Here is a 20592-nt window from a genome sequence, read left to right as displayed (position 1 = left end):
GGAGGTGGAGTCAAATGAGCAAAAAATTGAAAGAATATCAAATGGATGAAGAAATCGATGCGTTTGTATTGGTTAAGTCGGCCGATACTAGAATTGCTAAGAACGGAAAACAATTCATTTCGTTTGTTTTTGAAGATAATTCCGGAGAGATCGGTGGAAAACTTTGGGGTGCCAGTAATGAGGATGTAAAGACTTTTAAAGCTGGGCAGGTCGTTCACATTAATGGCAAACGGGAAGCTTACCAGGGAAGTCCACAAATTAAGATTAATCATCTTCGACAAACAGAATCTGGTGAACCCAGTGATCCATCTAAGTTTATGCAACATGCTCAAATGACTCGTTCCGAGATGGAAGAATATATTGGTCAGACAATTTTCGAAATTATTAATCCAACGTGGAATCGAATTGTTCGGGTACTTCTTAAAAAGCACCAGGACGAATTCTTTACTTTTCCGGCAGCTAAATCGAATCATCATGCTTATGCAGGCGGATTAGCATTTCACACCATTTCGATTTTGAAGCTGGCCAAGGAAGTCGCTAAGATCTATCCACAAGTTAATTCTTCACTTCTGTATGCAGGTGCCATCCTTCATGATTTAGGCAAGACTACTGAGCTGTCAGGACCTGTTTCGACATCTTATACTAGTGAAGGTGATCTGTTAGGACATATCAGTATTATTGATGGGGAAATTGTTGAAGCTGCTGACCAACTAAAAATCGATCAGCATTCTGAAGATTTATTACTTCTAAGACATATGGTGCTCTCACATCATGGAATTAAGGAGTATGGATCCCCGGTTACGCCTGAATTGCTGGAAGCGCAGATTCTCCATGATTTAGATGAACTTGATGCTTCAATTAACATGATTACTGGGGCTTTAAATGATACGGAAGCAGGATCATTTAGTAAACGAATTTTTGGAATGGATCGAAATAAGTTTTATAAACCTGATAAAAAAGAAAATGGTCAGTAACTTAAAAGTTACTGACCATTTTCTTTTTGTGATTGATTATTTCATTGGTTTTGGAGTTGATGTGTAATCAGCCAAGATGTTTTGTAAGTCTTTGTCTTGGATCTTTACATCTCCATCTTTAAGAACTTTTGAAACGACAGCGTGTAAGACATTACTATCGCTCATGCGTTCAGTTGCCAACTGGTCTTTTAATTCAGCTTTGTGATCCTGATATTTACCCTTGGAAGGGTGGTTGACCATTTGGATTACTTGGTATCCAGCTTTAGTTTTGACAGGTTCTTTGGTGTATTCACCATTTTTGAGTTTAAAGGCAGCATTTTTGAAGTTATTGTCAAGACTTGGATCCATATTATCGAATGGAGCCATCTTGCCGCCGTCTTTCTTGTTAGCATCAGTTGAGTACTTCTTGGCTAAGTCAGAGAATTTTTGACCGTTTTCTAAGCCAGAAATTACTTTTTCAGCGTCACCTTGATTTTTGGTGGTAATCTCATTAACGGTTACTTTAGGTTGATATTTCTTGAATTGGTTTTGCAAATCTTTGTCAGAGAAACTTGTGTTAGCAATTACAGCTTGCTTTAACAGAAGATTATCTTTGATTTGTTCTTTTAAACTTTTCTCAGTTAAACCTTGTTGACTGAGAAGGGTTTTAAATTGAGAACCATATTGTGACTTGTATTGGTTAAATTGGTCATCAACTTGAGATGATTTGACTTTATTACCATATTCTTTGTTAAGAACTTTGTTCAAAATCATAGTTTGGAGAACTGTTTTACCCTGTGGGGTCTTTTTCATACTATTGTAATATTGACTTTCTGTAATTTTACCACCACTAGTAGTAGCAACTGTTTTACTACCACAGGCAACCAGTGAAACACTTAAAAGTAATCCTGCAACTCCAACGAGCCATTTTTTCTTCATATATTAGCACATCCATTTCTTCAAAATATTAAAGTACTCAAGACATTCAGTACTCCATTTATTTTTAATATAACATATATTTGATGTAAATTAATATTTGGTCGAATAATTTAATTGAAATTAAATGTTATTTATTTCGTTAGATAAAAGATCAATTCTAGGCTTTAGCTGAAATTGGGCTTCCTGTACGTCACGATTAAGACCATCTATTATTGGTTTTGCATCATTTAAAGCTTTTGTGAATTGGTTTAAATTTTGTTTAACTGAACTAGCTGAATGAAAAATGTTTTTAAGGTCGGCAGTGGTTACGTTATCTGTGGGATTAGACTTCCTTTTTAAAAGGAGTAGACCCGTAACAGAAACACCAACTATTATTCCGGCACTAACTAAGCAAGCGGTCTTTTTTTTCATGAGTTAATCCCCCAATTGTTTGGTAATTGAATTGGCAACTTCTTGGTATTTAGTTTCGTCATATTCTTTAGAATTATCAGAAAAGTTAATTGAAAAAGTATCATCCACACTGTAACGGGGAATTAAATGAAAGTGAGCATGTGGAACAGATTGATAGGCAATTTTCCCGTTATCATTGACAATATTCATTCCCTTGATGTTTGGGTTAGAATTTTTGACCGCACGTGCAATTTCTGGTACTTTCGCAAATACTTTACTAGCTGTAGCTGAGTCAAAATGAAAAATATCCTGAATATGTTTTTTAGGAATCACCAGAGTGTGGCCTGGAGTTGTTTGGGAAATATCTAAAAATGCAAGAATTTCGTCATCTTCATAAACTTTATAACTAGGGATTTCACCCTTGACAATTTTACAAAAAACGCAATTTGGATCGTAATCAGTCATATAAATCTCTCCCTTCAAGTTAATCCAATTATACACTAACATTACCTGCATAATAAGTGATAGCAAGCAATTATGGTATACTGATTACAATAATGAAAAGAAATGAAGGGTAAATATGAGTTTGCAAGTAGAAGACTTGACTGGTGGCTACTCTGGTATGCCAGTCTTAAAAAATGAGACTTTTGATGTTAATGATGGCGAATTAGTTTCTTTAATTGGTTTAAATGGTGCTGGGAAGTCAACTACCATTAATCATATTATTGGACTCATGAAGCCATTTACTGGAACCGTTAAAGTCAATGGTTTGCAGATTGGTCAAAACATTGAAAAATACAAACAACAAATTGCATATATTCCGGAAATGCCAGTATTATACAAAGAATTAACTTTAAAAGAACACATTGATACTACTATCATGGCTTATAATTTGGATAAACAAGTAGCGTGGGAGAAAGCTAATCAGTTACTTAAGACTTTTCGGTTGGATAAACGACTTGATTGGTTTCCTGCCAACTTTTCAAAAGGAATGCGTCAGAAAGTGATGATTGTTTGTGCGTTCATTACTAATGCGTCGCTTTATGTAATTGATGAACCATTTTTAGGTCTCGATCCGCTCGCGGTCGATGATCTTTTGCAGTTGATTGAAGAAAAGAAGAGTAAGGGTGCCAGTATTTTAATGTCGACTCATGTTCTTGATACCGCAGAAAAGTATTGTGATCGTTTTGTGTTAATTAACAAAGGTGAGATTCAAACGGAAGGAACGATGGAACAGATTAGAAAAGAGTATCCCAATGATGGGAAGTCACTTTCAGATATTTATCTGTCTTTAGCAAGGGATGATAAAAATGAATAGGATTTTCCAAAAAAGGTTAAGCAATCATTTAATCGAAATGACTAAATACCTTAAATATGTTTTTAACGATTTTTTTGTGATTGCGATTATGTTCTTTGTGGGTGGTCTAGGCTACGCTTACTCTGGATTTTTAAAGCAATTATCAGGCAATTTATGGTGGGAGCGCCCGATTGCGATTTTGATTTTACTAGTGGTGCTTCAACTTGGTGGACTGGCAACTTTAATCAAGTCCGCTGATAAGGTTTTTATGGCCCCTAGGGAATACCAATTTGCTGGTTACTTTAAGAGAGCATTTCTCTATAGTTTGTTTATGGCATTGCTGATTGATTTAGTAACGTGGTTTGTATTAATGCCATTTTTAAGTGTTTCAATTGGTTGGACAATTTCAGAGTTAATCGGGTTGTTAATCGTAATTTTGCTTTTGAAAACCGGTTGGATGTCATATCAAGTAATCAAACTCTATTTTCAGTTAAATCGACATGTAGTATTAGCCGGTGTAACTGAGTGGGTTATCCCCCTTATTATTCTGGTATTAGCATTGTACTTTAATGTTTTTATAGCTTCACTATTAGCATTAGTTGTGGCTGCATTGTTAATGTATGTCGCTATTCTAACCAAAAATAAGATCTTAAACTGGAACTATGCAATTGAACATGAAGATTCTCGTATGAATCGGATTTATCACTTTTATAGTTTATTCACCGAAGTCCCTGAACTTTCAGGTCGGATTCACCGCAGAAAATACTTGGATCCAATTTTTAAGTTGTTAAAAAAAGATCAAGGTCACGTCTATTCGAATTTGTATCTTCGATCATTATTAAGAGACAGTGGACCAGGTTCACTATACTTTCGCTTAATAATTATTGCCGTTATTTTGGTATTGATTATTCCTAATCAAATTATTGTTTCGTTAATGACAATTATTTTTGTTTATTTAGTCGGATTTCAGTTAATCCCATTTTATGAGCATTTTGAAAGTAATGTGTTTACCCATATTTATCCGGTTAGTCAGAAGATCCAGCTGACGGATTTTCGACAGATCATTCAAATTTTACTTTTGTTTGTATGCTTTATCCTCCTGATTGCAATGTTAATCGCCCGGATGTCGGTTCCTGTAATCTTAATAACGGTGGTAATTTGGATTGTTGAGGGATATGTCTTAACGATTCCCTATTTAAATAAAAAAGTTAAGCAAATTAGAAACTGAGGTTAAATGATGAGAGTTAGAAATAAGCCCTGGGCAAATCAATTTATTTTAGATCATCCTGAATTAATTGTTGATGATCCAGAAAAATACATGGGAAAGTGGGAAACACGTTTTTCTAGAGACGCCCCAATTTATGTCGAAATTGGTTGTGGTAAAGGAAAATTTATTACTGAAATGGCAGAAAAAAATCCCAATATTAATTTTATTGGGATTGAAATTCAAAAGTCAGTAATTGCAATGGCACTAAAAAAAGTCGTAAATAGTCGTTTAGATAACGTTCAATTGATTCATACTGATGGCGGTCTTGTGAACACCATTTTTAAAAAGGGTGAGGTTTCAAAAATTTTTCTAAACTTTTCTGATCCCTGGCCAAAGAAACGACATACAAAACGGCGACTTACCTCGCCGCGTTTTCTTAAGAGTTATCAAGACGTGTTACCTGACCAAGCTAAACTGGAGTTTAAAACTGATAATCGTGGATTATTTGAGTATTCGTTGGTTAGTTTGAATAATTTTGGGATGAAGTTTGAATCCGTTAATCTTGACTTGCATGCTAGCGATGCTGCTAAAGATAATGTAGAAACTGAATATGAAGAAAAATTTAAAGAAAAGGGCCCAATCTATAAGATTGTAGCCCAATTTGTTGATTAACTAATCGACTTTGTGTTTAAAAGTTGAACGTTATCGAGGTTATTTGTGGTCAAATCGAATGTAAATCCATATGATTTAATGTCATGGTTATCATCGTCTAAAATGTTGATTCCGCCAAGGAACTGGCCATCTTCGTTTTGGTTAAAGTCGATCCAGTAACCATACAACTCACTATTATCAAACTTTTTGCTTAATGTATCGGACAAGTGACGTCTAACCCGATCTTGGTCGCGTTCTTGCTTGAATTTAATAAGTGAATACAGCGAAACTCCCGCAATTACGGATCCAGTAATAAAAGCTAGTTTGTGTTTTATGATAATAAAAAGCATCCCTTCGATTGAATTTGTTGAATTTATTATATAACATTTTTAATACGAGTGGGTTATAATATTAATGTTTAGGAGGGATACGATGGAACAATTACCAGTAATGAATCTTAACGAATTAAAGCAAAAAATTAAGCATGGAAAGTACATCCTATTTTTCTCTGCCACATGGTGTCCAGATTGTGCGTTTATCAAGCCTGCTATGCCAGAAATTGTAAAAGATTTTCCAAACTATGACTTTATTGCAGTTGATCGGGATGAAAATATCGATTTAGCTAAGGAAATGAACATTTTTGGAATTCCAAGCTTCGTTGCCTTTGATAATGGGATTGAGACTGGTCGTTTGGTTAATAAAGATCGAAAAACCAAGGAACAAGTAGAAGATTTTATTAAATCTCTTCCACAATAAATTCGGAGGTGAGCTAAATTTGATGATCGCAAGTTATAATCCAAGCCAAATGGGTGATGTTTTGGTTGTCATTCTTGGAGAAGGATTGGAACCACAGAAAATATCAAAATCAAATGATATTGTTCAGATTAAAGATAAGAAGGGACACGTAGTTGGCTATAATTTTTTCAATGCCAGTGAGATTTTAGGGAACTTAAAATCAGAGAATGGAAAAGTTGATCTTTCAAGTAACGATGTTGAAGTTTTAAATGATGCGTTGAAAGAGGCTGGGTTTAAAACTTTCTTACCTACTAGGACGGAACCAAAGTTTGTGGTTGGCTACGTTGAAAAAATGGAAGATCATCCGAAGTCTGATCATCTTCACATAACTCAAACAAAAGTCCAGAATGGGGAAATGCTGCAACTTGTTAGTGGGTCTCCCAATATGAGACCGGGAATCAAAGTTGTCGTAGCGGAAGTTGGAGCCATGATGCCAAATGGACAAATTATTTGGCCAGGAGAGCTTCGTGGGGTAAAAAGTGATGGAATGATTTGTTCTGGAAGAGAATTAGACATTCCTAATGCACCCGATAAACCAGGAGCTTTAGTTTTACCCGATTCTTATGAAGTTGGGCAACCATTTGATTTTGATAAAGCAAAAAATCTTTTTGACGAATAGTTTCTATTCGTTTTTTTATACATAATTCTTTAAGGGTGATTAAATTGGAACATTATGATGGACCGGCATTTTATCGTAAATACTTTAATGGGAAAGTTCCCTTTAAGAGTAGCGATAAAAAAATCAATGATTTTCATAGAACAACAAAAAAATCAAATCAAGAAATTATCCGTAGTGACGATTCTAATGTTAAACAATCAGCCTATCAGTCTCGTTATCAACCAAAGTATCAGAGCGGATTTCAGTTGCGATTTAAAGATGATAAAAAGCACTATGTTGAGTCCCGAAATTCCTTAGTGGAAAGAACAAAAGAATTTACTCCGCGTTCCCGTAACCAAAATAGTAATTTCTATTCCGTTCATCAGTCAGTCGGAAAACCATATCAAGATGCAGCCGTTGAATTGGAGAAGAATGATGATGATTTTGTTCTTTATCTAAATCCTAAGGATCCAACTGCCGTTCCAGCTGATGATCTAGATTTATGGGAAAATGACGTTCAACCAATTGTTAAAGAAAATGTAAATAAGAATGAAAACATTGTGGATAACTCTAAGCCTGTGGATAACTCTGAAGATGATAAAGAATCTTCAGCCAGTAAACGTGAATTAGGCCACTCGCTCGCAGATATCTTTAAAGAGGAGAGTGGCTTAGCGGCTAATCTAGCTTTGTTTAGTGATGATAGAAAAGATAATGATGATCAAAACGCATCAGGTACGGTATCAAGTAATCCCACTTTAAGTGAATCGGATCCACAAGATAAGTTAAAAGAACCTGATGAAAGAAGCGATAACGAGAAGACGTCTTCTCCAATTGATAGTACTGATAAGCGTCAAGATGAGGAAAAAGCACTTCTTCAACCTGCTAATGAACTTACTGATTCAAAAAGTGAAACCACAACGAATCATAGGCATTTGGCCGACACTTCAAGCAATCAGGAGGGTCAGACTAATTATCAATTTCCTCGTCGTGACCTGCTTAATCCACCAATTTCGACTTCTGATGATGGTTTGAGTGAATGGATTGAAAAGCAAGTTAAAACACTTGATGATACATTAAGGGCGTTTGGGGTTCATGGTCACGTAGTCGATTGGACCAATGGACCGACCGTTACTCAGTTTCAAGTTAAGTTGGAACTTGGTGTTAAAGTAAGCAAAATCACTAATCTAACTGATGATTTAAAGATGGCCCTAGCAGCCAAAGATATTAGAATCGAGGCTCCAATTCCTGGCAAGTCGACGGTTGGAATCGAGATTCCTAATCCAAAGCCTAGACCAGTGATGCTTTCAGAGATTTTAGATTCAAATGAATTTGAATCTAGTCATTCACCGTTAGAAGTAGCATTAGGGATGAGTATTGGTGGCGCTTCTAAGACTGCCGATATTCAAAAAATGCCACATGCTTTGATTGCTGGTGCAACGGGATCTGGAAAGAGTGTGTTCATAAACAGTTTGCTTGTTTCATTGTTGTATCGCAATTCACCCCGTGATTTAAGGATGATTTTAATTGATCCTAAGGCGGTTGAATTAGCGCCATATAATGGGATTCCACATTTATTAACTCCGGTTGTTTCAGATCCGAAAGAGGCTTCTGCTGCTTTAAAATGGGTCACTGAGGAAATGGACAACCGTTATGAGCGGCTAGCTGTTGCTGGGGTCAGAAATTTAACTCAGTATAATCAAGAAGCACATAAAAATGGTCGTGATGCGGATAAGTTGCCACAAATCCTAGTTGTCATTGATGAACTTGCTGATTTGATGATGGTTGCATCAACTGAAGTCCAAGATTATATTGTTAGGATTACACAAAAGGCTCGGGCAGCTGGGATTCACTTGATTGTTGCCACTCAAAGACCGAGCGTTGATATTGTAACTGGGACCATTAAGAACAATATTCCAACGCGAATTGCCTTTATGGTGTCAAGCCAGATTGATTCCAGAACAATCATTGATCAAAGTGGAGCTGAGCGATTACTTGGTAAGGGAGATATGCTTTATCTGGGTAGTGGTGCCAGTCAACCAGTGCGACTTCAGAGTGCTTTTGTTACTAACCAAGAAGTTGAGCGAGTTTGTGATCAAGTTCGAAGTCAGGAAACACCAAAGTACGAGTTTCAGCCCAAATCATTGCTTAAAAGTGCAGAACAAGCTCAACAACATGATGACTTGTGGAAGTCAGTTTTGAGTTATATCGCAGATGAAGATGGGATTTCAACTTCAAAATTGCAACGAGTGTTTTCCATTGGATACAATCGTGCTGCAAGTATTATTGACGATTTGGAGCAAAATAATTTTATTTCAGGTGAGCATGGCTCTAAACCGCGAGATGTTTATTTGACGAAAAATGAACTTGCTAAATTGAATATTTAAATTTTTAGATTTTCATTACTTTAATTGGTATTATTAAACCAGACAATAAAAAGGGGAATTCCAACTAAATGACTAACATAAATAAAGACACTACTTATTTTTTTGTAGGAATTAAAGGTACCGGAATGAGTGCAATGGCACTCATTCTCCATGATCGCGGTTGTAAGGTTATGGGTTCTGACATTGAAAAATATACCTTTACTCAGCAAGGATTAGAAAATGCTGGGATTAAGATTGAACCATTCAATCCTGATAACATTAAAAAGGGAATGACGATTATTAAGGGGAATTCTTTCCCTGATACGCATCCGGAGATTGAAAGAGCCGAAGAGTTAGAATTAAAAATTTATAGTTATCCTGATTTCTTGGAAGAATTAATTGAGGGGTACACGAGCATCGGAGTATGTGGTGCTCACGGAAAAACCAGTACCACTGGACTACTTTCTCACGTATTAGGCGGGATCGCACCAACTGATTATCTGATTGGTGATGGATCTGGGAAAGGAACCACTGATGCGCGTTTCTTTGTCTATGAGGCCGACGAGTATCGCCGCCATTTTCTGGCAACTTATCCGGATTATGCCATTATGACTAACATTGATTTTGATCATCCGGATTACTATACCGGAATTGAGGACGTTTTTGACGCCTTTCAAACCTTTGCAAACCAGGTTAAAAAGGCTATTTTTGCTTGGGGCGATGATCAGAATTTACGGAAGTTAAAAGCTTCAGTTCCAATTTATTACTATGGAACTAGTGATGATGACGATTTTCAGGCGGTGGATATTAAGCGAACAACTGCTGGATCGACTTTTCACGTTAAATATGACGGAAAGGACCTAGGGGAATTCAGTATTCCTTTGTATGGAGAACACAATGTCTTAAATTCTTTGGCGGTAATTGCCGTTGCATATTTTGAAGACGTTAATTTGGACGAAATCAGGCGTGAACTTCAAACTTTCAAGGGGGTTAAGCGTCGTTTTTCTCAAGTTAAAGTTGGCGATATGACAATTATTGATGATTACGCACATCATCCCTCTGAGATTAAGGCCACTTTAGATGCCGCTAGACAAGAATATCCCAATAAGGAGATCATTGCTGTTTTTCAGCCCCATACTTTTAGTCGAACGATTGCCTATCTTGATGACTTTGCTAAAACATTAAGCAAAGCAGATAAGGTATACGTTACTAAAATTTATAGTTCTCCAAGAGAAAAGTCGGGACACGTTAAGAGCGAGGATTTGGTTAATAAAATTACCAAAGATGGTGGATTAATTGAGGAAGAAAACATGTCTCCACTGTTGCAATATCACGATGCCGTGGTAATATTTATGGGTGCTGGAGATATTCAAAAGTACGAAAGAGCCTATGAGGAATTGTTAAGTCATTTAAGTAAGAAGGTTAATTAAAGGAGAATAAAAATGAATAATTTTGATGGAGAAAGTGGTCGTCGGGTAGTTGGCGATAATGCTGGACTCAACGCGTTTTTTACCAAAGTATATGGGATTATGGGAATTGCGGTTTTAATTTCTGCTATTTCTGCGTATTTAAGTAGTGTTTTTATGCCAAACATCAGTAGTGGAGCCTCAGGATTAGTAATTTTAATCGTTTGGTTCATAATTTCCTTTGTGATTTCGGGATTTGCACAAAGTAATCCGACGTTAAGCTTTATCGGATTATTGGTTTTCTCGGTTTTAACAGGGCTTTCACTTAGTTACATTTTCATTGCCTTTAATCTTGGTACCATTGGAGCAGCGCTAGTATCCAGTGCTAGTATTTTCTTGGTAATGAGTGCGATTGGTTTCACTACTCACAGAGATTTAACCAAGTTAAGCACGCAATTGTTTGCAGCATTAATTGCTTTAATTATTGCGATGGTAATTAACTTATTCTTGAGAAATCCATGGATTGAGTTATTTATTTCAGCCGTTGGGATCATTATTTTTACTGCGTTGAGTGCTACTGATACACAAAACTTAAAGAAAATGTACATGCAGTACTCTGGTAACATTAATGTAAACGGACTTGCAATTTCTGGGGCACTTCAGTTGTATCTTGATTTTCTAAACCTATTTACATTTCTTCTTGAGGTCTTTGGTATTTTTGGAAATAATCGAGATTAATAAAAAAACATGGTCGATTGACCATGTTTTTTTTCGCAATTGAACTGATTATAAGTGTTAAAATAATAGTAATTAATTCTAAAGGAGAATTTTATGGCAGACAAGAAATTATTATTAATTGACGGAAATTCTTTAACGTATAAAGCATTCTTTGCGTTATTTACTTCCTTGGAACGTTTTACCAATGAAGACGGATTGCACACCAGTGCGATCTATGGTTTTAATCGAATGCTAGATGACATTTTAAAGGATGTTCAGCCAACGTCAGCTCTTGCCGCTTTTGATGCAGGTAAAACAACCTTTAGAACCAAAATGTACGAAGATTATAAAGCCGGACGGGCAAAAATGCCCAACGAATTACGTGAACAATTCCCGTTTGTAATGGATCTGCTCCATGATCGGGGAATTAAAACCTATGAATTGCAAGACTATGAAGCTGACGATATTATTGGGACGCTTTCAAGGAAAGCGGCTGATGACGGCTATCAAGTTACTATCATAACGGGAGACCGTGATCTTACCCAACTTTGTTCGGATAAAGTTACCGTTGCGATTTCAAAGAAGGGTGTGAGTGAAATTGAGAAATACACGCCAGACTTTGTAAAAGAGACGATGGGAATTACTCCTAGACAGATTATTGACGTAAAGGGTCTTCAGGGAGACAACTCGGATAACTATCCGGGTGTTGAAAAAGTTGGTCCAAAGACCGCGATCAAGTTAATTCAAAAATTTGATAGTATTGATAATCTTTATAATCATATCGATGAAGTTTCTGGTAAAAAATTGAAAGAGCATTTGATTAAGGATAAAGACCAGGCATTTTTGTCTAAAAAATTAGCCACCATTGACTGCAATGCTCCCCTAACAATTTCATTATCAGATTTAAAGTATGATGGTCCCGATAATGATAAGTTAGTTGATTTTTATAAGAAAATGAACATGAAATCCTTTTTAAAGGAAATGGAAGGATCAGAGAGTCAGTCGGCTGAGAAACTTCCAGATGTTAAATATACGATTTTAAATAAAGACAATTTAGCCGAGTTAGATCACTTGTCAGAAGATGTTGTCTTTAACATTGAAATGTTGGATGAAAATTACCATACTGCTCCATTTGTTGGTTTTGTTATTGGGGATAAGGATCATTGGTTTGTAAGTAAGGATATTGATCTTTTAGATGATCCGAAAATAAAAGGCATTTTAGAAAATCACGATATTAAAAAAAATGTTTTCGATGCTAAAGCGCAAATTGTGGCTGCCAATCGCGAACATATTCAGTTAAATAACGTTGATTTTGACATGTTATTAGCTTCATATTTACTGAATACCCTTGATAATAGTAATGATTTGGCTAAAGTGGCTAATCGGCACGGATATTATGGGGTTAAACCGGATAGTGAGGTTTATGGAACTGGAAAGAAAAAACAGCTGCCAGAAAATGATGAGACTTTTTTTGCTCACATTGTCAGGAAAGCATTGGCAATTAATGATTTAAAAGATAAAATGATTGATGATTTAAAGAAACACAATCAATTAGATTTGTACCGTAACATAGAAGTTCCATTGTCTTATGTGCTAAGTGCAATGGAGATTGAAGGAATTACGGTGGACGTAGATACCCTTGAAGCATTGAAGAGTAAATTTACTGAGCATTTATCAGAAATTGAGCAGTCGATTTATCACGAGGCTGGAGAAGAATTCAACATCGGGTCACCAAAGCAGTTAGGTGAAATCCTGTTTGATAAGTTGAAATTACCATTTGTGAAAAAAACCAAAACAGGGTACTCTACGTCGGTTGATGTGTTAGAAAAAATTGCGGGTCTGAATCCGATTGTCGATAATGTCCTGGCGTACAGGCAACTGTCAAAATTGATTTCAACTTATATTGATGGAATCAAAAAAGACATTTATTCTCGTGATCATAAAGTTCATACCCGTTATCTGCAGACCTTAACTCAAACTGGAAGATTGTCCTCGGTTGACCCAAACCTTCAAAATATTCCAGTTCGAACTGAAGAAGGTCGCAAAATTCGTGAAGCGTTTGTTCCTCGTCATAAGGGATGGCAACTATTTTCATCGGATTATTCTCAAGTTGAATTACGTGTCTTAGCTGCCATTTCTGGAGATAAGAACATGCAGGAAGCTTTTAAAAATGGGGAAGATATTCATGCAGCGACCGCACGACGGATATTTGAACTTCCAAGCAACGAGGATGTTACTCCCGAGTTGAGAAGACAAGCAAAAGCTGTCAATTTTGGGATTGTCTATGGAATTAGTGCTTATGGACTTGCTAAAAATACTGGCATATCACGAAAACGGGCTCAAGCATTTATTGATAAATATTTCAAGGAATATCCAGGGGTCAAAAAATACACCCAAGATAGCGTTAAGTTCGCTGAAGATCATGGGTATGCCGAAACCATCATGAAACGTCGTCGCTACCTGCCGGATATTAATTCTAAGCAATTTCAGAAGCGTTCGTTTGCCGAAAGAACTGCAATGAACTCACCCATTCAGGGGAGTGCTGCCGATATTGTTAAAGTTGCAATGATCAGAATGCAAAAAGAACTTAAGAAACACGGTTTAAAGGCCACGATGTTACTGCAAATTCATGATGAACTAATCTTTGAAGCACCAAAAGAAGAGATTCCAACTTTAGAAAAATTAGTTCCAAGTGTTATGGATTCTGCGGTTGATCTGGATGTACCGCTAAAAGTTGAAAGTCATTACGGACCAAATTGGTATGATATAAAAAAATAATGGGGTGTAGGAATGCCTGAGTTACCTGAAGTTGAAACGATAAGAAGAGGGTTAACCAATCTTGTACAGGGTAAAAAGATTGTTTCCGTGGATGCTTTGTATCCAAAAATGTTGAATTTACCAGTAAAAGAATTTGAAGATTTGTTAGCTGGTAAGGATATTTTACAAATTGATCGGAGGGGTAAATACCTCTTAATCCGGCTAAGTGACGATTATACTTTAGTTTCTCACTTACGAATGGAAGGTAAATATGATGTGGTACCTGAGGGTACTGAGAATCAAAAACATACTTACGTTGTTTTTCATTTAAGCGATGGTCGAAAGCTTCGTTACAATGACACAAGAAAATTTGGAAAGATGAATTTAGTTAAGGATTCTCAGGTTTATGATTTGTCAGGATTGAATAAAATTGGACCGGAGCCAACTGAGAATGATTTAACGTTTGATTATTTAAAGAAGCAACTGCATAAGTCTCACCGAAAAATTAAGGCATTTTTATTAGATCAATCTAACATTGCTGGGATTGGGAATATTTATGCTGATGAAAGTTTGTGGTTGTCTAAGATTCATCCGGAACAGGCTACTAACTATTTAAGTGATCATGAAATTGAAACTTTAAGGGAAAACATCATTAAAGAAATTCAGTTAGCTATCAAGGGTCATGGAACAACGGTGTTTACTTATAAAAATGCCTTTGGTGAAGAGGGCAGCTTTCAAAATCATCTTCATGTTTATGGTAAAAAGGGACAACCGTGTGAGCGTTGTGGAACTACTATTGAAAAAATCAAGGTTGCACAAAGAGGTACTAGTTTCTGTCCTCATTGTCAAAAAGTTCATGGTGATCTAAGTGAGTAAAGTTATTGGATTAACCGGTGGAATTGCAACCGGCAAATCAGCTGCAAGTGATTATTTAGTTACTTTAGGGGTTTCTACATTAGACCTAGATGCCATCACACATGAATTGGAACAAGATAATCAAGAGTTAATTCATCAAATTAGTGAGCAGTTTGGCAGTTTAGTGATTAAAAGTAACGGGCAAATTGATCGAGGTGTTTTGGGTAAGATTGTTTTTTCAAATCGTGATGGTATGAAAAAGTTAGTCCAAATTGTTAACCCATACCTTTTTCGTGAAGTTAATACTCGGCTAAACAAGTTACACGATCAACGTTTAGTGATGTTAAATGCTCCCACCCTTTTTGAAAATGGATTTCAGATTTTAACTGATGCCAATCTGATGGTTACGTGTGATCCAGTTGTTCAACTGCAACGGTTAGTTAGAAGAAATGATATTTCAATAAGTCGAGCTAGTAAAATGATTGGTGCTCAATGGGCACAACCAATAAAAGCACGACTGTCTGATTGGTGTATTGATAACTCTGGCACTTTCGATCAATTGAAGTCGTCGGTTAAAGATTGGTATGATTTAGTAAGTGTTATGTAATTAGTGAAGGTGAAAAAATGCAATGTCCACGATGTCATCATATCGGTTCAAAGGTTTTAGAAAGTCGTCGGGTCAAAGATGGTGAAAGTATTCGTCGAAGACGGGAATGTGAAGAATGTGGATTTCGGTTTACGACGTTTGAAGTGATTGAATCAAGTCCCTTGTTAGTTGTAAAAAAGAACGGTGATCGAGAAGAATTTAATCGTTCTAAGATTTTGCGTGGAATTGTCAGATCATCTGAAAAGCGTCCAGTTTCGATGGAACAGATGAACCATATTGTTGATAAGGTTGAAAAAATAGCTTATGACGCTGATGATGGCAGCCATGAAGTGGCTAGCCAAACTATTGGTGAGGGTGTTATGAAAGGACTAAAAGAAGTTGACGAAATTGCTTATATTCGGTTTGCAAGTGTTTACCGCCAATTTAAGGATATGTCAGTCTTTTATAATAAACTCAAAGAATTAATGGATGATGAAGACGAAAATAATGAGGATAAGAATAAAGAATGATCAACGGAATTAATCCTAAAACTGATTTTAAAGTTTATCGATCACAGCCCATTAGTGATGTTGAACGTCATTATGTCGATTTGTTGTACATGCCAGTCATTGGTAAAAATGCATATGCCTTATACAATTGTTTATGGTTAATTGATGATGAGAAGCACGTTAATTTTGAATTAATGTCTGATCTTAGCATTGATGCCAAAGAACTAGATGATTCACTTATGAAACTTGAAGGATCGGGTTTGCTTAAGACGTATGTTGATCATTCTTTTGAAATCGACTTGTATGAGTATCAACTTTTACTGCCACTTAATCCTGACCAATTTTTTTGTGATAGTCTTTTGAGTCTGTTATTACTTGAAATGGTTGGTGAAGATCGCTATTTACAACTTTCAGATGAACTCTTACCAGAACATTTTGATTTTAGTGGGTTAGATGATCAAACTCGTAATTTCCTGCAAGTATTTTCAGTTAATAATGAGAAAGTAAATGACCAACCAAGTGTAATCAAGGCAGTTCAAGGCAAGGCTAATGTAAAAAAAGATTCCTTTGATGATAAGCTTTCAAATGATCAGTTTGACTTTAAGCTATTGATGAATATTTTGGATAAGTCCTTTGTCGAAAATGAAAGTGTTAAAAAGTATGAGACACTCTTTAGTAACACCAACCGATTATATGGAATTGGTGAACTTGAGATGGCACAATACATTGAGAAGGCCAGTAACTTGGTTAACAATCGTTTTGACCCTAAAAAGTTTAAGATATTAATTTCTAGACGAAATCAAATAAAGGCTCCAGCAGAAAATCAATCCAATCAAAACCGTGTCCATGAGGCAGACAAGTTACAAAGTAAGCTAACGGCCAAGGAACAGCAATTGGCCCAAATTGCTGATTCTTCCGCTCCAGTAGAATTTCTTGATTCTTTAAAGAGTGAAAAAGGTGGTTTTACTACTTCCGCTGAAGAAAGGATTCTATCTGAACTTATTAATCGCAACACTTTGAGTAATGGAGTGATCAATATCCTTGTTTATCACATCTTGATTGACGAGGGGAAACCTACCATTAATAAAAATTTAATTGACACCATTGCAAATGATTGGGCGCAAAGAAAAATTAATAGTGCATCGAAAGCAATTGACGATATTAAGCACCGTCAGGAACAGGTTACTGAAAGTAAAAACAATCGACAAAGAAGATACCGAAGGCGTACAAATGTCAAAGAAACATTGCCTGACTGGGCTAAGGAAAATAAAAGTCGGGGTAATGAAAAAATTTCGACTACTCAGCGAAAACGAATTGCTGAGAAATTAAATTCATTAAATAAAAAGTCTGGGGATGAGTAATCATGAAGAATGTTAGTGATGAGATGAGCCAATTGATGAAAAAGAAAAATTTGAATCATAATTACCAACAGTTAATGAATTCGGTTTATTCTGATCCAGACGTTAAACAATTTTTAAGTGACAATGAGAGTGAGTTAAGTGATGATGTTGTGAAACGGTCGGCATCAAAACTGTATGAGTTTGTCAATGAAAAGAAAAAGTTGGAAGAGGGAAACGCTAACTTTGCTAAGGGATACCAACCAACCTTGGTTTTAAGTGACCATTTGATTGACGTTTCGTACGAACCTACGCAAGCGTTGTTAAACAAGCAGAAGCGAGAACAATTTGCGTCACGCATTAAGTCCATTTCAATGCCCAAAGAAATTAAATCGGCAAATTTAAGTGACTATGAACAGACAGCTGAACGAGCTCAAGCTTTGGAAGGAGCACTTGATTTTATTGGTTCATATGAAAATAATCCTCAGCATTTTCAGAAGGGATTGTACCTATACGGTCCCTTTGGCGTAGGTAAAACTTATTTACTTGGAGCAATTGCCAATCGTTTGGCCTCTGACGGTTATAGTTCGGTTTTGATTCATTTTCCAAGTTTTGCCGTTGAAATTAAAAATGCAATTGGAAACAATCAAGTTGGCGGTAAGCTGGATGAAATTAAAACTGCTCCAATTTTGATGATTGACGATATTGGAGCAGACTCAATGTCATCTTGGATCAGAGACGACATTCTTGGGGTTATTTTAGAGTATCGAATGCAAAATGAGCTTCCCACCTTTTTTAGTTCTAACTTTTCCATGGATCAATTGGAACAAGAGCATTTAAAGGTTAATGCTCAGGGAGATGTGGAACCACTTAAAGCTAAGCGATTGATGGAACGAATTAAATTTTTAGCAAAGCCCATTGAACTTGATGGTACGAATCGCAGGAATAAATAATGATTATTCTTGACATGTGACAGGTCGTTGTTTAGACTGTTAGTTGTTAAGGACATGAGTGATTACGAATTTCACAGAGAGGATAGGTTTTCTGGAAACTATCTGTTTGGAGTAACTTACTTACCACCTTTATTAAATGACATTAATAAATAGGTTTTAAACGAGATGTCCAGATAAATGGACGAATTTGGGTGGAACCGCGCTAATGGCGTCCCTAGTATTGATTTACTAGGGACTTTTTTTATGAAAGGAATGAGTAAAATGGCTAAATTATCATTTGAGTTTCCAGATGGTAACAAGAAAGAATTTGATTCGGGGGTTACTGCGGCAGATATTGCCAAGTCAATTTCAGTTAGTCTAGCCAAAAAGGCAGTTGCGGCTAAGATTGATGGAAAAGTTGTTGATTTGATGCAACCACTAAAAGATGGTGGCAAGATTGACATCATTACTTCCGGTTCTGATGAGAGTCTTAAAATCCTACGACAGGGTGCTGCTCAGTTACTGGAAACGGCGGTCAAAGAAAAGTATCATGATATTCGCATTGGTGAAATTGCCGCGGATGAAGATGGTTTTTTTGTTGATACTGACAAAGAAGATCGTCAAGTTAGTTCAGATGAACTTGATGAATTAGCTGATAAAATGAAAAAGATCATTAAAAATAATGCTACGGTCGAAAGGGTTTATCTAAGTAAAGATGACGCTTTAAAAGAAGTTGATGGTGATCCTTATCAAGCACAACTAATTGCCAACATTGATTCTGATAATATTCTTTTTTACAGTATCGATGGTGTTAAAACGCTAGCTCAAGGGGTAGTAGCTCCAAGTTTGAAAGATCTAAAACACTTTAAGCTCCTGTCTGTTGCTGGTGCTTATTGGGAAGGTAAGTCATCCAATCCAATGCTTCAAAGAATTTATGGCACGGCCTTCTTTAAAGCTGATGACCTAGATGAAGATTTGAAGAAGCGTAAAGAGGCTAAAGAGCGTGACCATCGTGTTATTGGGAATAACCTCGACTTATTCTTTGTCGATCCAAAGGTTGGGGCTGGTCTTCCTTACTGGATGCCAAAAGGTGCAACGATTCGTCGTACAATTGAGCGTTATATCACTGATAAAGAAATTGCTCATGGTTACCAACATGTTTATACCCCAGTATTAGCTAATTTGGATTTGTATAAGCAATCTGGTCACTGGGATCACTATCGAGACGACATGTTTCCACCAATGAAGATGGATGATGACGAAATGTTGGAATTACGTCCAATGAACTGTCCATCTCATATTCAGATCTACAATCACCATATTCGTTCTTACAAAGAGCTTCCTCTACGAATTGCTGAACTAGGAATGATGCATCGATACGAAAAGTCTGGTGCACTTAGTGGTCTTCAACGAGTTCGTGAAATGACTTTAAATGATGGTCATACGTTTGTTGCACCCGATCAAATTCAAGAAGAATTCAAAAAAATCTTGAATTTGATGATGGAAGTTTATCATGATTTTGACATTAATAACTATACGTTCAGATTAAGTTATCGTGATCCCAAGAATACCGAAAAGTACTTTGACGATGATGAAATGTGGAACAAAGCGCAAACGATGTTAAAGGGCGCTATGGATGACTTGGGCCTTGATTACGTTGAAGCTGAGGGTGAAGCTGCATTTTACGGTCCTAAGCTTGATGTTCAAACTAAGACGGCTCTAGGAAATGAAGAGACGTTATCTACCATTCAACTTGACTTTATGTTACCGGAACGATTTGATCTTCATTATGTTGGTGAAGATGGTAAGGAACACCGTCCGGTTATGATTCATAGAGGAATTGTTTCTACCATGGAACGATTTACCGCTTACTTAATTGAAATGTATAAAGGTGCTTTTCCGACATGGCTTGCACCCGATCAAATTCAAATCATCCCGGTTAGTGATGAAAAACACGGAGATTACGCACGTAAATTAAACGAAAAGTTTCGTGCGTTAAACTTACGTTCCAATGTCGACGAACGTGGTGAAAAGATGGGATACTTGATTCGTGACGCACAAACCAAGAAGATTCCATATACGTTAGTTGTTGGTGATGATGAAATTAAGAATAATACCGTTTCTGTTCGTAAGTATGGTGAAGATGACAGTCGCGATATGTCAATTGATGACTTTATTTCAGAAGTTCTTCATGATATTGCTACTTACTCACGTAATGATGATGAAGAGTCTAAGTCAGTTGACAAAATTAAATAAAGTTGGTATTATTATGTAGTCAAAAGCAGAAGCTTCCCGCTTCT

General features: G+C 36.4%; 20 protein-coding genes and 1 other annotated feature (1 of these 21 running past the window's edge). Of the genes, 16 read left to right on the top strand and 4 right to left on the bottom strand.

The features are described from left to right. The first annotated feature begins 14 nt into the window (after positions 1-14). On the top strand, positions 15-974 hold the full coding sequence (locus AC6UD1_RS01690; RefSeq protein WP_500707148.1) for a 3'-5' exoribonuclease YhaM family protein: 960 nt from the start codon (positions 15-17) through the stop codon (positions 972-974). Between the two features lie 36 nt (positions 975-1010). Here AC6UD1_RS01690 and AC6UD1_RS01685 read toward each other — a convergent pair whose 3' ends face one another. From AC6UD1_RS01685 to AC6UD1_RS01675, 3 genes are all read right to left on the bottom strand, one after another. Next, positions 1011-1892, bottom strand: coding sequence for a peptidylprolyl isomerase (locus AC6UD1_RS01685; protein WP_500695727.1), 882 nt, complete (start codon positions 1890-1892; stop codon positions 1011-1013). Between the two features lie 120 nt (positions 1893-2012). Then, entirely contained in the window at positions 2013-2303 is a 291-nt protein-coding gene (locus AC6UD1_RS01680; RefSeq protein WP_500693648.1) for a hypothetical protein, read from the bottom strand. A 3-nt stretch (positions 2304-2306) separates the two neighbouring features. Continuing rightward, entirely contained in the window at positions 2307-2747 is a 441-nt protein-coding gene (locus AC6UD1_RS01675; protein WP_500706606.1) for an HIT family protein, read from the bottom strand. A gap of 115 nt (positions 2748-2862) precedes the next feature. Here AC6UD1_RS01675 and AC6UD1_RS01670 point away from each other — a divergent pair, with 115 nt between their 5' ends. The 3 genes from AC6UD1_RS01670 to trmB are packed head-to-tail and all read left to right on the top strand — an operon-like array spanning position 2863 to position 5458. Further along, positions 2863-3600 (top strand): ABC transporter ATP-binding protein, encoded by a 738-nt coding sequence (locus AC6UD1_RS01670; RefSeq protein ID WP_500706604.1) that lies wholly within the window; start codon positions 2863-2865, stop codon positions 3598-3600. Further along, positions 3593-4807: an ABC transporter permease gene (locus AC6UD1_RS01665; RefSeq protein ID WP_500707147.1), complete on the top strand. Its 1215-nt coding sequence runs from the start codon at positions 3593-3595 to the stop codon at positions 4805-4807. Before AC6UD1_RS01670 ends, AC6UD1_RS01665 begins: the two co-directional genes overlap by 8 nt. Positions 4808-4816: 9 nt before the next feature. After that, complete coding sequence (gene trmB / locus AC6UD1_RS01660; protein ID WP_500699530.1) at positions 4817-5458, top strand: tRNA (guanosine(46)-N7)-methyltransferase TrmB; 642 nt, start codon at positions 4817-4819, stop codon at positions 5456-5458. Here the strand turns inward: trmB and AC6UD1_RS01655 are convergent. Next, positions 5455-5787: a hypothetical protein gene (locus tag AC6UD1_RS01655; RefSeq protein ID WP_500693653.1), complete on the bottom strand. Its 333-nt coding sequence runs from the start codon at positions 5785-5787 to the stop codon at positions 5455-5457. The genes trmB and AC6UD1_RS01655 overlap by 4 nt on opposite strands. 82 nt (positions 5788-5869) lie before the next feature. Here AC6UD1_RS01655 and AC6UD1_RS01650 point away from each other — a divergent pair, with 82 nt between their 5' ends. The 12 genes from AC6UD1_RS01650 (at position 5870) to thrS (ending at position 20548) form a co-directional block, all read left to right on the top strand. Next, a complete protein-coding gene (locus AC6UD1_RS01650) occupies positions 5870-6193 on the top strand; it encodes a thioredoxin family protein (RefSeq protein ID WP_500695722.1) in 324 nt (107 codons plus the stop codon). A 19-nt stretch (positions 6194-6212) separates the two neighbouring features. Beyond that, a complete protein-coding gene (gene ytpR, locus AC6UD1_RS01645) occupies positions 6213-6851 on the top strand; it encodes a YtpR family tRNA-binding protein (protein WP_500707146.1) in 639 nt (212 codons plus the stop codon). A gap of 44 nt (positions 6852-6895) precedes the next feature. Beyond that, positions 6896-9214 (top strand): DNA translocase FtsK, encoded by a 2319-nt coding sequence (locus tag AC6UD1_RS01640; protein WP_500707145.1) that lies wholly within the window; start codon positions 6896-6898, stop codon positions 9212-9214. A gap of 77 nt (positions 9215-9291) precedes the next feature. Then, a complete protein-coding gene (gene murC / locus AC6UD1_RS01635) occupies positions 9292-10623 on the top strand; it encodes a UDP-N-acetylmuramate--L-alanine ligase (protein ID WP_500707168.1) in 1332 nt (443 codons plus the stop codon). Between the two features lie 12 nt (positions 10624-10635). After that, a complete protein-coding gene (locus tag AC6UD1_RS01630; protein ID WP_500693657.1) occupies positions 10636-11337 on the top strand; it encodes a Bax inhibitor-1/YccA family protein in 702 nt (233 codons plus the stop codon). A 93-nt stretch (positions 11338-11430) separates the two neighbouring features. Further along, entirely contained in the window at positions 11431-14094 is a 2664-nt protein-coding gene (gene polA, locus AC6UD1_RS01625; RefSeq protein ID WP_500707144.1) for a DNA polymerase I, read from the top strand. 12 nt (positions 14095-14106) lie between these two features. Then, the gene (mutM, locus tag AC6UD1_RS01620; RefSeq protein ID WP_500707142.1) at positions 14107-14949 is read left to right on the top strand and encodes a DNA-formamidopyrimidine glycosylase; all 843 of its coding nucleotides are present in this window, start codon (positions 14107-14109) and stop codon (positions 14947-14949) included. Further along, a complete protein-coding gene (coaE, locus tag AC6UD1_RS01615; protein ID WP_500707141.1) occupies positions 14942-15535 on the top strand; it encodes a dephospho-CoA kinase in 594 nt (197 codons plus the stop codon). Before mutM ends, coaE begins: the two co-directional genes overlap by 8 nt. A gap of 17 nt (positions 15536-15552) precedes the next feature. Then, positions 15553-16044 (top strand): transcriptional regulator NrdR, encoded by a 492-nt coding sequence (gene nrdR, locus AC6UD1_RS01610; RefSeq protein ID WP_500693661.1) that lies wholly within the window; start codon positions 15553-15555, stop codon positions 16042-16044. Next, the gene (locus AC6UD1_RS01605) at positions 16041-17384 is read left to right on the top strand and encodes a DnaD domain protein (RefSeq protein ID WP_500707140.1); all 1344 of its coding nucleotides are present in this window, start codon (positions 16041-16043) and stop codon (positions 17382-17384) included. The genes nrdR and AC6UD1_RS01605 overlap by 4 nt, the downstream gene beginning before the upstream one ends. A gap of 2 nt (positions 17385-17386) precedes the next feature. Beyond that, entirely contained in the window at positions 17387-18313 is a 927-nt protein-coding gene (gene dnaI / locus AC6UD1_RS01600; RefSeq protein WP_500696746.1) for a primosomal protein DnaI, read from the top strand. Between the two features lie 261 nt (positions 18314-18574). Continuing rightward, positions 18575-20548, top strand: a complete 1974-nt coding sequence (thrS, locus tag AC6UD1_RS01595) for a threonine--tRNA ligase (RefSeq protein WP_500707167.1) — start codon at positions 18575-18577, stop codon at positions 20546-20548. A 17-nt stretch (positions 20549-20565) separates the two neighbouring features. After that, positions 20566-20592: a sequence feature (ribosomal protein L20 leader region), on the top strand; it runs 98 nt beyond the window's last position.

The sequence above is a fragment of the Fructilactobacillus sp. X8R1C1 genome (assembly GCF_059900945.1).
This window is presented reverse-complemented; position numbering and strand designations above follow the sequence as displayed.

Excerpts from the sequence above, each read along its gene's own strand:
- AC6UD1_RS01680 (WP_500693648.1), bottom strand. The coding sequence starts at position 2,303 with ATGAAAAAAAAGACCGCTTGCTTAGTTAGTGCCGGAATAATAGTTGGT.
- nrdR (WP_500693661.1), top strand. The coding sequence starts at position 15,553 with ATGCAATGTCCACGATGTCATCATATCGGTTCAAAGGTTTTAGAAAGT.
- thrS (WP_500707167.1), top strand. The coding sequence starts at position 18,575 with ATGGCTAAATTATCATTTGAGTTTCCAGATGGTAACAAGAAAGAATTT.
- mutM (WP_500707142.1), top strand. The coding sequence starts at position 14,107 with ATGCCTGAGTTACCTGAAGTTGAAACGATAAGAAGAGGGTTAACCAAT.
- AC6UD1_RS01630 (WP_500693657.1), top strand. The coding sequence starts at position 10,636 with ATGAATAATTTTGATGGAGAAAGTGGTCGTCGGGTAGTTGGCGATAAT.
- AC6UD1_RS01605 (WP_500707140.1), top strand. The coding sequence starts at position 16,041 with ATGATCAACGGAATTAATCCTAAAACTGATTTTAAAGTTTATCGATCA.
- dnaI (WP_500696746.1), top strand. The coding sequence starts at position 17,387 with ATGAAGAATGTTAGTGATGAGATGAGCCAATTGATGAAAAAGAAAAAT.
- AC6UD1_RS01665 (WP_500707147.1), top strand. The coding sequence starts at position 3,593 with ATGAATAGGATTTTCCAAAAAAGGTTAAGCAATCATTTAATCGAAATG.
- AC6UD1_RS01685 (WP_500695727.1), bottom strand. The coding sequence starts at position 1,892 with ATGAAGAAAAAATGGCTCGTTGGAGTTGCAGGATTACTTTTAAGTGTT.
- AC6UD1_RS01650 (WP_500695722.1), top strand. The coding sequence starts at position 5,870 with ATGGAACAATTACCAGTAATGAATCTTAACGAATTAAAGCAAAAAATT.
- AC6UD1_RS01675 (WP_500706606.1), bottom strand. The coding sequence starts at position 2,747 with ATGACTGATTACGATCCAAATTGCGTTTTTTGTAAAATTGTCAAGGGT.
- AC6UD1_RS01670 (WP_500706604.1), top strand. The coding sequence starts at position 2,863 with ATGAGTTTGCAAGTAGAAGACTTGACTGGTGGCTACTCTGGTATGCCA.
- polA (WP_500707144.1), top strand. The coding sequence starts at position 11,431 with ATGGCAGACAAGAAATTATTATTAATTGACGGAAATTCTTTAACGTAT.
- AC6UD1_RS01690 (WP_500707148.1), top strand. The coding sequence starts at position 15 with ATGAGCAAAAAATTGAAAGAATATCAAATGGATGAAGAAATCGATGCG.
- AC6UD1_RS01655 (WP_500693653.1), bottom strand. The coding sequence starts at position 5,787 with ATGCTTTTTATTATCATAAAACACAAACTAGCTTTTATTACTGGATCC.
- trmB (WP_500699530.1), top strand. The coding sequence starts at position 4,817 with ATGAGAGTTAGAAATAAGCCCTGGGCAAATCAATTTATTTTAGATCAT.